At 66.5% G+C, this 14,700-nt stretch carries 17 protein-coding genes; 14 read left to right on the top strand and 3 right to left on the bottom strand.

What is annotated here, in order from left to right; genetic code table 11:
• The first annotated feature begins 3 nt into the window (after positions 1-3).
• The 7 genes from QRM95_RS06680 to QRM95_RS06710 all read left to right on the top strand — a co-directional run bounded on the left by QRM95_RS06680 (position 4) and on the right by QRM95_RS06710 (position 5,949).
• Positions 4-807, top strand: coding sequence for a (Fe-S)-binding protein (locus tag QRM95_RS06680; RefSeq protein WP_285247024.1), 804 nt, complete (start codon positions 4-6; stop codon positions 805-807).
• Positions 807-2,279 carry a LutB/LldF family L-lactate oxidation iron-sulfur protein gene (locus QRM95_RS06685; protein ID WP_285247025.1) on the top strand — a complete coding sequence of 491 codons (1,473 nt, stop codon included), beginning with the start codon at positions 807-809 and terminating at the stop codon, positions 2,277-2,279. Before QRM95_RS06680 ends, QRM95_RS06685 begins: the two co-directional genes overlap by 1 nt.
• Positions 2,276-2,905, top strand: a complete 630-nt coding sequence (locus QRM95_RS06690) for a LutC/YkgG family protein (RefSeq protein ID WP_285247026.1) — start codon at positions 2,276-2,278, stop codon at positions 2,903-2,905. Before QRM95_RS06685 ends, QRM95_RS06690 begins: the two co-directional genes overlap by 4 nt.
• 54 nt (positions 2,906-2,959) lie before the next feature.
• Entirely contained in the window at positions 2,960-3,979 is a 1,020-nt protein-coding gene (locus tag QRM95_RS06695) for an acetylxylan esterase (protein WP_285247027.1), read from the top strand.
• A 242-nt stretch (positions 3,980-4,221) separates the two neighbouring features.
• The gene (locus QRM95_RS06700) at positions 4,222-5,343 is read left to right on the top strand and encodes a 3-deoxy-7-phosphoheptulonate synthase (protein ID WP_285247028.1); all 1,122 of its coding nucleotides are present in this window, start codon (positions 4,222-4,224) and stop codon (positions 5,341-5,343) included.
• 143 nt (positions 5,344-5,486) lie between these two features.
• On the top strand, positions 5,487-5,699 hold the full coding sequence (locus QRM95_RS06705) for a helix-turn-helix domain-containing protein (protein WP_018761777.1): 213 nt from the start codon (positions 5,487-5,489) through the stop codon (positions 5,697-5,699).
• A 151-nt stretch (positions 5,700-5,850) separates the two neighbouring features.
• Positions 5,851-5,949, top strand: a complete 99-nt coding sequence (locus QRM95_RS06710) for a 30S ribosomal protein bS22 (protein ID WP_003792170.1) — start codon at positions 5,851-5,853, stop codon at positions 5,947-5,949.
• 126 nt (positions 5,950-6,075) lie between these two features.
• Here QRM95_RS06710 and QRM95_RS06715 read toward each other — a convergent pair whose 3' ends face one another.
• Positions 6,076-6,894 (bottom strand): HAD family hydrolase, encoded by an 819-nt coding sequence (locus QRM95_RS06715; RefSeq protein WP_285247029.1) that lies wholly within the window; start codon positions 6,892-6,894, stop codon positions 6,076-6,078.
• 78 nt (positions 6,895-6,972) lie between these two features.
• On the opposite strand from QRM95_RS06715, the gene QRM95_RS06720 reads away from it, so the two are divergent.
• Positions 6,973-7,227 carry a glutaredoxin family protein gene (locus QRM95_RS06720; RefSeq protein WP_109045200.1) on the top strand — a complete coding sequence of 85 codons (255 nt, stop codon included), beginning with the start codon at positions 6,973-6,975 and terminating at the stop codon, positions 7,225-7,227.
• Between the two features lie 10 nt (positions 7,228-7,237).
• A complete protein-coding gene (locus QRM95_RS06725) occupies positions 7,238-7,942 on the top strand; it encodes a redox-sensing transcriptional repressor Rex (RefSeq protein WP_285247030.1) in 705 nt (234 codons plus the stop codon).
• 75 nt (positions 7,943-8,017) lie between these two features.
• Here QRM95_RS06725 and QRM95_RS06730 read toward each other — a convergent pair whose 3' ends face one another.
• Positions 8,018-8,806, bottom strand: a complete 789-nt coding sequence (locus tag QRM95_RS06730; protein WP_285247031.1) for a hypothetical protein — start codon at positions 8,804-8,806, stop codon at positions 8,018-8,020.
• Positions 8,807-9,008: 202 nt separating this feature from the next.
• Positions 9,009-9,557 carry a YceI family protein gene (locus tag QRM95_RS06735; RefSeq protein ID WP_285247032.1) on the bottom strand — a complete coding sequence of 183 codons (549 nt, stop codon included), beginning with the start codon at positions 9,555-9,557 and terminating at the stop codon, positions 9,009-9,011.
• A 202-nt stretch (positions 9,558-9,759) separates the two neighbouring features.
• On the opposite strand from QRM95_RS06735, the gene QRM95_RS06740 reads away from it, so the two are divergent.
• Genes QRM95_RS06740 through ccsB form a run of 5 tightly spaced genes read left to right on the top strand, consistent with a single transcriptional unit; the run spans position 9,760 to position 14,685 of the window.
• The gene (locus QRM95_RS06740) at positions 9,760-10,440 is read left to right on the top strand and encodes a histidine phosphatase family protein (protein WP_285247033.1); all 681 of its coding nucleotides are present in this window, start codon (positions 9,760-9,762) and stop codon (positions 10,438-10,440) included.
• 35 nt (positions 10,441-10,475) lie between these two features.
• Complete coding sequence (locus QRM95_RS06745; RefSeq protein ID WP_109045380.1) at positions 10,476-11,054, top strand: TlpA family protein disulfide reductase; 579 nt, start codon at positions 10,476-10,478, stop codon at positions 11,052-11,054.
• Between the two features lie 15 nt (positions 11,055-11,069).
• Positions 11,070-11,825, top strand: coding sequence for a cytochrome c biogenesis CcdA family protein (locus QRM95_RS06750; RefSeq protein WP_285245318.1), 756 nt, complete (start codon positions 11,070-11,072; stop codon positions 11,823-11,825).
• Positions 11,825-13,597, top strand: a complete 1,773-nt coding sequence (gene resB, locus QRM95_RS06755) for a cytochrome c biogenesis protein ResB (protein ID WP_285247034.1) — start codon at positions 11,825-11,827, stop codon at positions 13,595-13,597. The genes QRM95_RS06750 and resB overlap by 1 nt, the downstream gene beginning before the upstream one ends.
• Positions 13,597-14,685 carry a c-type cytochrome biogenesis protein CcsB gene (gene ccsB / locus QRM95_RS06760; RefSeq protein WP_285247035.1) on the top strand — a complete coding sequence of 363 codons (1,089 nt, stop codon included), beginning with the start codon at positions 13,597-13,599 and terminating at the stop codon, positions 14,683-14,685. Before resB ends, ccsB begins: the two co-directional genes overlap by 1 nt.
• The last annotated feature ends 15 nt before the right edge of the window (positions 14,686-14,700 follow it).

Raw genomic sequence — 14,700 nt, forward strand, 5'->3', positions numbered from 1 at the left:
CCCATGAAAATCGCACTTTTCGCCACCTGCATCGTGGACGCCATGTATCCACGCGCCGCCCAAGCCACGGTGGCGGTCCTCGAACGCCTGGGCCATGAGGTGGTGTTTCCCCCGGGGCAGGCATGCTGCGGGCAGATGCACGTCAACAGCGGCTACCGCAAGGAGGCCCTGCCCGTGGTGGCCAACCACGTGCGGGCCTTCGAATCCGAAGACTACGACGTCGCCGTGGCGCCGTCCGGTTCCTGCGTCGCGTCGGTGAAGCACCAGCACCCCATGGTGGCCCGGCACGCGGGGGACACCGCGCTGGAAGAGCGGGCTGACGCCGTCGGAAAGAAGACCTACGAACTCTCAGAACTCCTGGTGGACGTCCTGGGCGTCACCAACCCGGCGGCGCAGCTGGGCTCCTACTTCCCGCACACTGTGACCTACCACCCGTCCTGCCACGGCATGCGGCTGCTCAAGCTGGGTGACCGGCAGGCCGGGCTGCTGCGCGGCGTCAAGGGCCTGGAACTGGTGGACCTGCCGGAGTCGGACCAGTGCTGCGGCTTCGGCGGCACTTTCGCCGTGAAGAATGCCGACGTCTCATCCGCGATGCTGGCGGACAAAACAGCGAACATCCGCAGCACCGGTGCGTCTGTGTGCGCCGGCGGCGACTACTCCTGCCTCATGCACATCGGCGGCGGCCTCTCCCGGCAGGACTCAAGCGTGGCTACCCTCCACCTGGCGGAAATCCTTGCCAGCACCGAAACAGAACCGGTCGCAGTCCCCGGGCCCGCCGGACAAACCGTCAAGGTGGTGGCCAAATAATGTCCCGCACCCCGATCGGCATGCCCGGCCTGCGCCCCGGCATCGGCAACCTGTTCGCCGAAGAGAAGTTTCCTTCCGCTGCCCGCCGCGAGCTCGGCAACAGCCAGCTGCGGAAGAACCTGAAGCACGCCACGTCCACCATCCGCGCCAAGCGCCTGGCCGTGACCGGTGAACTGCCGGACTGGGAAGAACTGCGGGAGGCGGGCAGTGCCTTGAAGACCTCCGTCATGGCCCGGCTGCCGGAACTCCTGGAGGCTTTCGAAGCCAACGTCACCGCCCGCGGCGGAACGGTCCACTGGGCCCGCGACGCCGACGAGGCCAACGCGATCATCCACGGGCTGGTCACCGCCGAAGGCGTGGATGAGGTGGTCAAGGTCAAATCCATGGCCACCCAGGAAATCGGCATGAACGAGTACCTGGAAGAGCGCGGCATCTCGGCGTTCGAGACCGACCTTGCCGAGCTCATCGTCCAACTGGGCCACGACAAGCCCAGCCACATCCTGGTCCCCGCGATCCACAAGAACCGCACCGAAGTCCGCGACATCTTCCTCCAGGAGATGCCCGGCGTCGATCCCGGCCTCACGGACGAACCCCGCCGGCTGGCCATGGCCGCCCGCGCCCACCTGCGGGCCAAGTTCCTCACCGCGAAGGTGGCAGTCTCCGGCGCCAACTTCGGCATCGCCGACTCCGGCACGCTGGGTGTGGTGGAGTCCGAGGGCAACGGCCGGATGTGCCTGACCCTCCCCGAAACCCTGATCACGGTGATGGGCATCGAGAAGCTGCTTCCCACGTTCTCCGACCTGGAAGTCTTCCTCCAGCTCCTGCCGCGCTCCTCCACCGGCGAGCGGATGAACCCGTACACCTCGCTGTGGACCGGCGTGACCGAGGGTGACGGTCCGTCGAACTTCCATGTGATCCTGCTGGACAACGGCCGCACCAACGCCCTTGCCGACGAGATGGGACGCTCAGCGCTGCACTGCATCCGCTGCAGCGCCTGCATCAACGTCTGCCCGGTCTACGAGCGGGCCGGCGGCCACGCCTACGGCTCCACCTACCCTGGCCCCATCGGCGCCATCCTGTCGCCGCTGATGACCGGCATCGAGGCGGAAGAGAACGGCTCGCTGCCGTATGCGTCCTCGCTGTGCGGCGCCTGCTACGACGCCTGTCCGGTGAAGATCAACATCCCGGACATCCTGGTCCACCTGCGCGGCAAGGACGTGGACGCCCACCGCGGCGGCGTGCCGTCCCAGATGGACGTGGGACTCAAGGCCGCCTCCTGGGCGCTCTCCGACGGGCGCCGCCTGGCCGCCGTCGAAAAGCTCCTGCCCCTGGGCCGGGCCGCCGCCGGACGGGACAAGAAGATCAAGAAGCTGCCCGGCCTCGCCGCCGGCTGGACCCAAAGCCGGGACATCCCGGCGCCCCCGGCGCAGTCCTTCCGTGACTGGTGGGCCAAGGAGCACAAGAGACCATGAGCACCCGAGAACAGATCCTTGCGGCCGTCCGCACCGCACTCAAGGACGCCCCCGCCGTCCCGGACATCCCCCGGAAATACCGGCTGGACGGGGAGGCCGACGCGCAGCAGCGCATTGACATCCTGGTGGACCGGCTGGAGGACTACAAGGCCGGGGTCACCGTGGTGGACGAAGACGCAGTGCCCGCCACCATCCGGGACCTCCTCGCCGGGGCCGGCACCTACGTGGTACCGGCCGGCTTGGACCCGGCATGGCTGGCCTGGGAGACAGACACCACCAGGATCAGGTACGACGGCGGCGGCCACGGAGCGAGGTCCGTCACCGAGCTCGACGCAACAGACGCCGTCGTGACTGCCAGCGCGGTGACCGTGGCGGTATCCGGGACCATCATCCTGGACGGCAGCCCGGACCAGGGCCGCCGCGCCATCTCGCTCATCCCGGACCACCACGTCTGCGTGGTGCGCAGCCGGGACGTCACCGCGATCCTGCCCGAAGCCCTCCGCCGCCTGGACGGAACCAGGCCCCTCACCATGATCAGCGGACCGAGCGCAACCTCGGACATCGAGCTTGAACGCGTCGAAGGTGTCCACGGGCTCCGGCGGCTGGATGTCGTCATCATCCGGTGAAGCTGAAGTAGGCTGCAACCAGGCCACCAACCACCCCTGACAGAACGGACAACGATGCCCCTCTTCGACCTGCCCCTGGCCCAACTGCGCAGCTACACTTCCGACGTCACGCCGCCGGAGGACCTGGGCGCGTTTTGGGACGCCACCCTCGAAGAAGTCAGGGCCTTCCCCTTGAACGCCGCGTTCGAACCGGTGGAGAACCACCTGACGGTCATCGATACCTTCGACGTCACCTTTTCCGGCTACGGCGGGGCGCCGGTCAAAGGCTGGCTGCACTTGCCCGCCGCCCGGGAAGACGGCGCGAGGCTGCCCGTGGTGGTGCACTACGTGGGCTATTCGGGCGGCCGGGGCCTGGTCAACCAGGACACCCGCTGGGCCCAGGCAGGCTATGCGCATTTCATCATGGACACCCGCGGCCAAGGGTACGGCGGCACCCTGGGTGACACTCCGGACCCGCACCCCTCCGCCGGGGACGTGGCCCACGCGGGCCTGATGACCCGGGGCCTGGCGAGCCGCGAGGACTACTATTACCGGCGCGTCTACGTGGACGCCTTCCGCGCCGTGGAGGCAGCCCAGGCCCACCCCGCCGTCGACCCCGCCAAGGTGGTCCTCGCCGGAGTCAGCCAGGGCGGCGGCATCGTGGTGGCCACGGCGGGCCTCACTGCGGGACGGCTCGACGGCGTCATCGCGGCCCTTCCCGACGTCCCCTTCCTGCAGGACTTTCCCCGCGCCATCGATATCACCCCGCGCGGGCCCTACCCGGAGATCGCCCAGTTCCTGGCGCGCCACCGCGACCGGTACCAGCCCGGACTTGAGGTCCTGAACTACTTCGACGGCGTCAACCTGGCCCGGTACGCCACGGCACCGGCGCTGTACTCGGTGGCCCAGATGGACGACATCTGCCCGCCGTCCACGGTCTTCGCCAGCTTCAACGCTTACGGCTCCGGGACGTCCGGGGCATCCTCCACCGGGGCGGCCAAGGAGATCGAGGTGTACCGGTTCAACAACCACGAAGGCGGCCAGGAACACCACTGGATCCGGCAGCTGCAGTACCTGCGCAAGCTTCTGGGGTAGGCCGGTGCGGGAATGTGACGGACGCTGATTTTGCGGCGCCGGGCGGCCGGGCTTATGGTCTTTCCCATGACTAACCGTTGGTATGCGTATTTTTCGTTGGCTCTGGAGGGGCCCGCGTCTAACTGACACGCATCCAGCATTCCTTCAGAGCCAACAGGGCAGAGATCATTCTCTGCCCTTCGCCGTTTCTCCGGCGGGTTCTGAAATCCGGGCCCGCTTCCCATCTGGAACAGGACCCGATCATGAGCACCGCAACAGCAGCAGCCGCCAACGCCGGCACCACATCCACCTCGAACCTGCGCGTCAGCGAATTCACCGCGCTGCCCACCCCTTCCGGGCTCCTCGCCGAACTGCCGCTGGACGCCCGGGCGGCTGACGTCGTCGAACGCGGACGCGACCAGGTCCGGGCCATCATGGACGGCGTGGATGACCGCCTGCTGGTCATCGTGGGCCCATGCTCCATCCACGATCCCAAAGCCGGCCTGGAATACGCCCGGCGGCTGGTCAGCCAGGCTGAAAAGCACAAGGAAGACCTGCTGGTGGTCATGCGGACCTACTTCGAAAAGCCCCGCACCACCGTGGGCTGGAAGGGCCTGATCAACGACCCCCGGCTGGACGGCAGCCACGACATGGTCACCGGCCTGCGCACCGCCAGGCAGTTCCTGCAGCAGGTGACCGCGCTGGGACTGCCCACCGCCACCGAATTCCTGGAGCCGATCAGCCCGCAATACATGGCGGACCTGATTTCCTGGGGTGCCATCGGCGCCCGCACCACCGAAAGCCAGATCCACCGCCAGCTGGCCTCCGGCCTGTCCATGCCCATCGGCTTCAAGAACGGGACCGACGGCGGCCTGCAGGTGGCGATCGACGCATGCGGCGCCGCGGCGGCGGCCCAGGCATTCCTGGGGATCGACGGCGACGGCCGGGCAGCACTGGTGGCCACAGCCGGGAACCCGGACACCCATGTCATCCTCCGCGGCGGCCGCAAGGGACCCAACTACTCAGCCGCCGACGTCGAACGGGCGTCCGGGGAGCTGGCCGGAAAGGGCCTGAACCCGCGGCTGGTGGTGGACGCCAGCCACGCCAACAGCGGCAAGAGCCATCACCGCCAGGCCGAGGTGGCGTTGGAAATCGGTGCCCAGCTTGAGGACGGGGGCGCCGCGGCGCAGGCGATCGCCGGGGTGATGCTGGAAAGCTTCCTGGTGGGCGGCGCCCAGAACCTGGACGTTGCCGAGCATGCGGCCGGCCGCTCCGCACTCGTGTACGGCCAGAGCGTCACCGACGCCTGCATGGACTGGGACGTTTCCGCCTCCGTGCTTGAGCAGCTGGCTGCCTCGGCACGGAAGCGCCGGCAGGCGAAATAGTCGCTTTACCTACTTTCACATCTGCCACATGAACATCTAGAGTATCTATTTAGGTGATTGGTGGATGGCTCAGCATCGGAACACCGCATTGGCACGTACCTGGGGTCACTGTTGTCCATCCGTCAGCAAAGGAAAATAGGGAAATGTCGGCAGAACAGAACTTCTCCAACGCGAAGTTCCTGACCGTGGCTGAGGTAGCCGAGGTCATGCGCGTCTCCAAAATGACTGTTTACCGGCTGGTCCACTCCGGCGAAATGCCGGCAGTGCGGTTCGGCCGCTCCTACCGGGTACCTGAGAATGCCGTGGAGCAGTACCTCAAAGGTGCTGTGGTGGACGGTCACTCCGAGACAGCCTAGGGCAGCTTGTCCCAAGCCGCCCCCGATAGGCGGTACCCTGTTAAGGAACGTTTTACGTCATTGTAAGAATCTGTCAGTTGTCCAGTTCGTAGCTCTGTCCACGAACCATTTCCATCAGACAGGTACTGCATCTAGTTTGTAAGGAACTTTCGTGGGTTCAGTTATTAAGAAGCGTCGCAAGCGTATGGCCAAGAAGAAGCACCGCAAGCTGCTTCGCAAGACTCGTCACCAGCGCCGCAACAAGAAGTAGCAATACTTCGAACAGCGTGGAGAACGCCCGTCGCCTGCAAAGGCGGCGGGCGTTTTTTGTCAGGCGCCACCCAACTGGGTAGCAGTAGATGTCGTTTTGGGGGCTCAAAACGGCATCTGCTGCTACCTAGATGCGCGGGCCGCGAATCCGGGCGAAACCCTTCCACAGCCCGTAGATGGCGCCGCCAAAGGTTGCCACCTTGAGTCCGAAGGTGGCGGCACGGCGGCCGGCACGGAAATCGTAGACCGGCCAGTTGCGGTCGCGGGCGTGCCGGCGGAGCCTGGCATCGGGGTTGATGGCCACCGGGTGGCCTACCAGTGAAAGCAGCGGAACGTCGTTGTAGGAGTCGCTGTACGCCCAGCAGCGCTTCAGGTCCAGGTCTTCCTCGTCGGCGAGGGCCTGGACCGCCACGGCCTTGGCCGAGCCATGCAGGATGTCGCCCACCAGGCGGCCGGTGTACATGCCGTCGGAGACTTCCCCGACCGTGCCGAGGGCGCCGGTGAGGCCCAGGCGGGTGGAAATGACCGTGGCAACTTCGATGGGAGTGGCCGTGACCAGCCACACCCGGCGGCCCACGCGCAGGTGCTGCTCGGCCAGCGCCTTGGCGCCCGGCCAGATCCGGGAGGCGATCATTTCGTCATAGACCTCTTCGCCCAACGCCCGGATATCGTCAACGCTGATGCCCACAGCCAGGGTCAGTGCCGAGTCCCGGACGGCGTGGACATCATCCATGTTTTCACCGCGGGCCACAAACTTGAACTGTTTCCAGGCCATACCAGCCGCCTGCCTCAGGGTGAACGCCCCGCGCTGGTGCATTTTCCGGGCCACATGGAAGAGGCTGGCGCCGCGCATCAAGGTGTTGTCCACGTCGAAAAACGCCGCTTCGCCGGGCTGCGGCGCAGTGACGGGCCGCGTGACTACGGCGACGTATTTCTCCTCGGGCATGGACTCGAGTCTAGTCAATAGGCCGGGCAGCCGCCGTCGGCGTCGCCCGCATGCCGCGAACGGCGATACCGTTAAGCCATGGCTACCCCCCGCGTCGTCCTGGTCACCAAAGCTGACTGCCACCTTTGCGAAGAGGCGCGCGACGCCGTCGGCCGGGTTACTGCCTCGTTGGGACTGACCTGGGCGGAAGAGTCGGTGGATCACCAGCCCGAGCTGCGCGAACGCTATGCCGAGGAAATCCCGGTAGTCCTGGTGGACGGGGTCCAGCGCGACTTTTGGAAAATTGACGAAGCCCGGCTGGAACGCGTGCTGCAGCGCGCCATGGCCCGGTAGGGGGAGGCCAATGACGTCCTTGGAATCAACGTCCCAGCCTGTCCCGGACCTTCCGGGCACCACCGGTACGCCGGCCAAGCAGATCCCGCCCGCGGCGGTGGCCCGGCTGACCCTGTACCTCCGCGCCTTGAATACCTTGCTGGCCGAGGGGGTGGAGCGGGTCTCGTCCGAGTCATTGGCGGAGGCCTCCGGCGTCAGTTCCTCGACGCTGCGCAAGGACCTGTCCCATGTAGGGTCGTACGGCACCAGGGGAGTGGGCTATGAGGTGCAGTACCTCAGCCGCCACATCGCAGCGGCCCTCGGCCTCACGCATGACTGGAAAGTCGCGATCGTCGGCGCCGGAAACCTGGGCAAGGCCCTGGCCCGGTACGGCGGCTTCGAATCCCGCGGGTTCGACGTCGTGGCGATCTTCGACGCGGACCAGATGGTGGTGGGCAACGAGGTGGGCTGGCTGCGGGTCAGCGACGTGGCAGACCTTGAAACCGTCCTGCACCGCACCGGAGCCAACATGGTGGTGCTGGCGCTCCCGGCGGCTGTGGCCCAAGGCATCTGCGACCGCGTGGTGGCCGCAGGCGTGCACAGCGTCCTGAGCTTCGCGCCCGTGATGCTGCAGGTCCCGGAAGGCGTGAACCTCCGCAAGGTGGACATGGCCACCGAGCTGCAGATCCTGGCCTACCATGCCCAGCGGGCACAGGCGCCGGGCCAGACCGCGTAAGGACCACCGGTTAAGGAAAAACGGCCCGGGACGCTGCGAAGCATCCCGGGCCGTTTTCCGTGGTGTGGCAGGCTGCTACCGGCCGTAGGGGTTTCCGAAGCCGCCGGCATACGGGTTGCCGAACTGCTGCTTCCGGAAGTAGGGGGCGGCCGCCGGAAGGTACAGCAGCACAATGGCCGCGATGCCCAGGACGGTGCCGACCGTGGCGAACGACGGAACCCCGAAGAGGCCCAGCACCGACAGGGCTGCCAGGACGGTCCCCAGGATGCGTGCCCAGTTCTTGCCCTTGCGGACGAAGAAGGCCACCAGCAGGTACAGCCCGGCACCGATGATGGCGAAGACCACCAGGGTTCCGGCGATGACGCCCTTGATATCGTCGTACGTGACGCCGGCGTTGCTGGCCTTGACCTGCTGGTCAAAGGCCTGCCGGAATGCGGGATCATCCAGTTGGGTCAGCCCGGTGAGCAGGGAGATGACGAAGATCACGGCGGCTGCGATCAGCATCCAAAAGGAAATGTTGACCAGTTGCGGGATGCCGGTGCTTGCCGCCGGCTGCGGCTGCTCCGATGGGTACTGGCCGTAGGGGGACTGGCCGTACGGCTGCTGTCCATAGGGCTGCTGCTGTCCGTAGCCCGGAGCCTGCGGCGGGTTCTGGCCATACTGCGGAGCGTTTTGCCCGTACTGCGGTGCAGCCGGCGGCTGCGAACCGGGTGCGTTCTGTCCGTATTGCGGAGCGTTCTGCCCGTACTGGGGGGCGTTTTGTCCGTAGCGGGGTTGTTCGCCGGCCGGCTGGCCGTTGCCGGGCTGGTCGTTTCCGGATGGCGGATCGTGCGGCACGGGAGGCGGGACGGGAGGAGTACTCATGGGCGTTCCTTCTGCAGGTCGGGATCCGGGCGGGCTGCCGGGAATCGGTCCTGTGCCGCCCCCAGCATGGCTTAGGTCCACCGTACCCCCGGCAGCCCTGGTTGTGCGTGATTCCGCGGGGCCGTTCAAGGTGCGACAGGCGTTAAATGCGGCACCCCGGCACCAGGCGGAATGCTTGCTGCCGGGGTGGGCCGGAGCGGAATCAGGCTGCGGGAGCGATGAAGGCGAGCTCCAGGTTGATGGCAACCTTGTCGCTGACCAGCACGCCACCGGTCTCCAGGACGGCGTTCCAGGTCAGGCCGAAGTCCTTGCGGCTGATCGTGGTCTCGGCGGAGACGCCTGCGCGGGTGTTGCCGAACGGGTCAACGGCCACGCCATTGAACTCGGTCTCCAGGGTTACCGGGCGGGTGACGCCCTTGATGGTGAGGTCGCCGGTGAGCTCGTAGCTGTTGCCCTTTGCCACCAGGCCGTTGGAGACGAAGGAGATCTCCGGGAACTTCTCCACGTCGAAGAAATCCTCGCCCTTGACGTGGCCGTCGCGGTTGGCGTCGCCGGAATCGAAGCTGGCGGTCTTGATGGTGGCGTTGATCTTCGAGTCGGCCACGTCCTCGAGGAGGTCAAGCGTCGCGGCCGCTTCGGTGAACTGGCCGCGGACCTTGCTGATGCCGGCGTGACGGACGGTGAAGCCGATCTCGCTGTGGGAGTTGTCCAGGGTCCAGGTGCCGGTGGTGATGTCTGCGGGAAGTGCCATGATGATGCTCCTTGTTCTTAATGCCTGTTGTGGTCTTGCGGTTGAACCTTCATCGGTTGAAGCCTCAACTATCTTGCTGCATCCAGTATAAACATGCATTTGCATCTTTTGTTCCCGCATTCGGAACATTTCTTCAGAAACTTAAGTTCTACTGTTCGTAGAAGATTTCGGATCGCACGCCATCTTTGAGAAACTGGTAAACATGCCCCAAGCCACTGTCCATCTGCTCCGCCACGGCGAGGTCCATAATCCCGACGGCGTTCTGTACGGACGGCTCCCCGAATTCCACCTCTCCGAACTGGGGCAGGAGATGGCCAGGACCCTCGCCGAGCACTTCCGGCAGCGTGCCGAGCAGGGCGCCCGCATCACCTACCTGGCCGCCTCGCCGCTTGAGCGTGCGCAGGAAACGGCACGGCCGACGTCGGAAGCCCTGCACCTGCAGATCAACACCGAGCCGCGGATCATCGAGGCGGAAAACTACTTCGAGGGCATGAAGGTCACCAAGGCAGAGCTGCGCCGGCCCAAGCACTGGCCCCGGCTGGTCAATCCGCTGCGCCCGTCCTGGGGCGAGCCCTACACGCAGCAGGCGGCCCGCGTTGCCGCTGCAGCGCAGGACGCCCGGCTCCGGGCGATTGACCTGGCTGCCGGCGATTTCGGCGCCACCGGACCCGAGGCCATCCTCGTCAGCCACCAGCTGCCCATCTGGGCCGCACGGCTCAGCGCCGAAGGCCGGCCCCTGTGGCATGATCCCCGCAAGCGCGAGTGCACGCTGACCTCCGTCACGTCCCTGGTGTTCGCCGACGACGGCTCGCTGCTGCGCGTTGAGTACAGCGAACCCGCCGCGTCCCTTCTTCCCGGTGCCGCCAGCACCCCTGGAGCCTAGCTGTGACCAACGATTTCCTCCCCACGCGCCGGAGCATGCTCGCCGCGGGCGGCCTGGCCCTCGGCGCATTGACCCTGGGCCTGTCCGGCTGCGCCCAGGAAGACGCCCTGGCAAAGCAGGCAAAGGCCGGGGACAACAAGAACTATGTGGCAGGCGACGGTTCCGTCACCGAGTTCGCCGCCGGCGACCGCAAGGAAGCCGTCCAGATCCAGGGGGCACTCTTCAGCGGGGCCAAGGTCACCCCTGCCGACTTCCAGGGCAAGGTCAGCATCCTGAACTTCTGGTTCGCCGCCTGCGCCCCGTGCCGGGTGGAGGCGCCCATCCTCGAAGAACTCCATCAGGAGTTCAAGGACCAGGGCGTGCAGTTCTTCGGCGTCAACCTCCGGGACGAGAAGCCCACGGCGGAGGCGTTCGAGAAGACCTTCAACCTGACGTACCCGAGCTTCGATGACAAGGACGGCGGCGTCCTGCTGTCCGTGTCCGGCCTGGTTCCGCCCGGGGCCGTTCCCACCACCCTGGTCCTGGACAAGCAGGGGCGGGTGGCGTCCCGGGTCCTCGGCGAGATCGAGAAGGGCACCTTGAAGGCCCTCATCACCGCCGCCGTGGCGGAGTAGGGCGGCCCGGGAACCGTGAACAGTCCCTTCGCCGAAGCCATCCTCAGCGGCTCGCTCCTCCTGGCCATCCCGGTGGCGCTCCTCGCCGGCCTGGTGTCCTTCCTTTCGCCCTGCGTGCTGCCCCTCGTTCCGGGCTACCTCGGATACGTCACGGGATTGAGCGGCGTTGACCTGCAGAAGCAAAAGCGCGGCCGGATGCTGGCAGGCATCGGCTTGTTCGTCCTGGGTTTTTCGGTGATCTTCGTCCTGCTGGGCGGCGCGTTCGGGCAGCTGGGCACCCTGATCAGCGGCAGCCGCAACGCCTGGATCACCCAGCTCCTGGGAATCCTGGTGATCATCATGGGCATCGTGTTCATGGGCGGCTTCAGCTGGCTCCAGCGCGACGCAAAAATCCACGCCAAACCGCCTGCCGGACTCTGGGGAGCACCCCTGCTGGGCCTGACCTTCGGATTGGGCTGGGCGCCCTGCATCGGACCTACCTACTCCGCCGTGCAACTGCTCAGCCTCTCCGGCGGATCATCCGCCGCCAAGGGCGCTTTCCTGGCGTTCGTCTACAGCCTGGGACTGGGCATCCCGTTCCTGCTGATCGCGCTGGCCGTGCGCCGCGGGATGGGCGTCATGGCGTTCTTCCGCAAGCACCGCCTTGCCATCCAGCGGACCGGCGGCGGCATCCTGGTGGTGCTGGGCCTGCTGATGGCCACGGGCGTCTGGGGGGCCTGGGTGACCGGGCTGCAGTACTGGTTCCAAACCGACGTGAAGTTGCCGATCTGATGAGCGAGCGTGTGAACGTAAAGAAGAAGCAAGCCACCCCTGTCGCGGAAGCCAAGGCAGAGGCCAACCTCCCGGCGCTGGGCCCGATTGGCATGCTGCGGTGGGCCTGGACCCAGCTGACCAGCATGCGGACAGCATTGTTCCTGCTGCTGCTCCTCGCCGTCGCGGCCGTCCCCGGCTCCCTGTTCCCGCAGCGGCCCGCCAACCCCTCCGTGGTGACCCAGTACATCAAGGACCACCCTGACTACGGCAAGCTGCTGGACTCCCTGCAGCTCTACGACGTCTACTCCTCGGCCTGGTTCTCGGCGATCTACCTGCTGCTCTTCATCTCGCTGATCGGTTGCGTGGTCCCGCGCGCCATCGCCCACTACAAAGCCATGCGCTCACAGCCGCCGCGTACACCGCAGCGCCTGTCCCGGCTCCCCGAATACGGCACCTTGGTGGTTCCCGCCGACGCCGGGATCCCGGCGTCGGACGCCATCAACAGCGCCGCCGGGCTGCTCCGCAAGCGCGGCTACCGGGTGGAGGTCAGGGATGCCGACGGCGCCCTGCCGTCCCTGGGTGCCGAGCGCGGCTTCCTCAAGGAAGTGGGCAACCTGGTCTTCCACACCTCGCTGATCGGCGTGTTGGTGTCCGTGGCTGCCGGCGGCCTGTTCGGGTACAGCGGCCAGCGCATCCTGGTGGAGGGCGACACGTTCGTGAACACCCTGGTGGGCTACGACCAGTTCAACCCGGGCACCAACTTCCAGTCCAGCCAACTCCAGCCCTACTCGCTTCAGCTGGACAAGTTCAACATCACCTTTGACCGGGAATCGAAGGGCAAATTCGGGCAGCCCATCGACTTCTCGGCCGCCGTCACCACCAGGGAAACCCCGGACGCCCCCGCCAAGCAGGAAATCCTGAAGGTCAACGATCCCGTGAGCCTGGGCGGCACCAGCATCTACCTCACCGGCAACGGCTACGCCCCTGTGGTCACGGTCCGCGACGGGGCCGGGAACATCGCCATGCAGGGCCCGGTGGTGGCCAAGCTGCAAGGGGACAACTACTACTCCTCAGTGGTGATCAAGGTCCCCGACGCGAAGCCGGACCAGCTGGGCTTCGTGGGCTTCTTCCTTCCCACCGCCTTCGTCACGGACAAGAACGTTTCGTTCAGCGCCGACCCCGAACTCTTCAACCCGCAGCTGACACTGAACTCCTACTACGGCGACCTGGGCTTGAACAGCGGTGCGCCGCAGAACGTCTTCGAACTCGACGTCAGGAACCTGACGCCCCTCAACGCGCGGAACCTGGCCGCAGGCGGCATCACCCTGGCGCCCGGCTCCACCTACACCCTGCCCGACGGCAAGGGCAGCATCAGTTTTGACGGCGTGAAGCGCTACATCGGCGTGGACATCCACCACAACCCGGGCCAGGTCTACGCCCTGGTGTTCGCACTCCTCGCGGTGGCCGGCCTGATCGTCTCGCTCTACGTCAACCGTCGGCGCGTCTGGGTGCGCACCGGCACCGCTGCGGACGGCCGCACCATGGTGGAATACGGGCTCCTGGCCCGCGGCGAGGACCACCGCCTCGCCGGCGAGGCGGCCGCCCTCCGGAAACTCTTCGCCACGGAATGGCAACTGCCCGCGGACAATGCCGCCGAAGAAGCGGCATCCGACCACGTTGATGCCGAAAGCACCGCCGGGTCCCAGCAAACTCCCAGCCGGACAGGCGATAATGTCGCAGGCTCCGTCAGCACCCCAGCAGGCCCCACCGGGCCCGAAAAGGACCAGTAATGCCATTTGGAATCAACGAAACCATGGGCCAGTACAGCGAACTCTTCATGCTGCTGGCCGCGGGTACTTACACGGTGGCTTTCATCGCCTTCGCCTGGGACCTGGCCAAAAGCAGCAAGGCGCTGCGCGCGGTGGACCTCAAGGCCGCCCAGGCGGGTGCCCCGGCCAAGGTTCCCGTAGCAGCCGGCGTGGGTGCCGGCTCCGCCGAAGCCCGCCTGGACGGGCCGGCCGGCCGGGCCGAGCGGCCGTCGTCGTCAACTGCCAAAGCCAACGCGGCAGGTTCCGGCGGCGTCGCCACGGCCGACGGTGACATGAAGTACGCCGCGGAGCGCCGGGTTCCGGCGCGGGTTGCCGTGGCCCTGACCACCCTCGCCGTCCTCATCCACGGCGCCGGCGTGGTGACCAGGGCCATTGGTGCCGGCCGGGTGCCGTGGGGCAACATGTACGAATTCCTGACCACCGGCGCGTTCCTGGTGGCGGCTGTGTTCCTGCTCTCCCTGATCCGCCGCGACCTGCGCTTCCTTGGCACCTTCGTGGTGGGCCTGGTGATCATCATGATGGTGGCCGCCTCGGTGGCTTTCTGGACCCCCGTCGGCCACCTCGTGCCCGCGCTGCAGAGCTACTGGCTGGTCATCCACGTTTCCATCGCGGTGCTGTCGTCCGCCCTGTTCACCCTGACGTTCGCCATGTCCGCCCTGCAGCTGGTCCAGTCGCACCGGCAGAAGGCCGTTGCCGCGGGCGGCGCCGACAAGTTCGGCTTCATGCGCCTGGTGCCCTCCGCACTGAGCCTGGAGAACCTGTCCTACCGGATCAACGCCATCGCCTTCATTGGCTGGACCTTCACCCTCATGTTCGGTGCCATCTGGGCCGAAAAGGCCTGGGGCCGGTTCTGGGGCTGGGACACCAAAGAAGTGTGGACATTCGTGATCTGGGTTGTCTACGCCGGCTACCTGCACGCCCGTGCCACGCGCGGCTGGACCGGAACCCGCGCCGCCTGGCTCTCGATCGTCGGCTACTGCTGCGTGATCTTCAACTTCACCATCGTGAACACGTTGTTCAACGGGCTCCATTCCTATTCGGGCCTCTAAGGCGGCCTGCATCGA

Origin of the sequence: Pseudarthrobacter sp. efr-133-R2A-89 (assembly GCF_030209315.1) — a bacterium.
Taxonomy (GTDB): Bacteria; Actinomycetota; Actinomycetes; order Actinomycetales; family Micrococcaceae; genus Arthrobacter.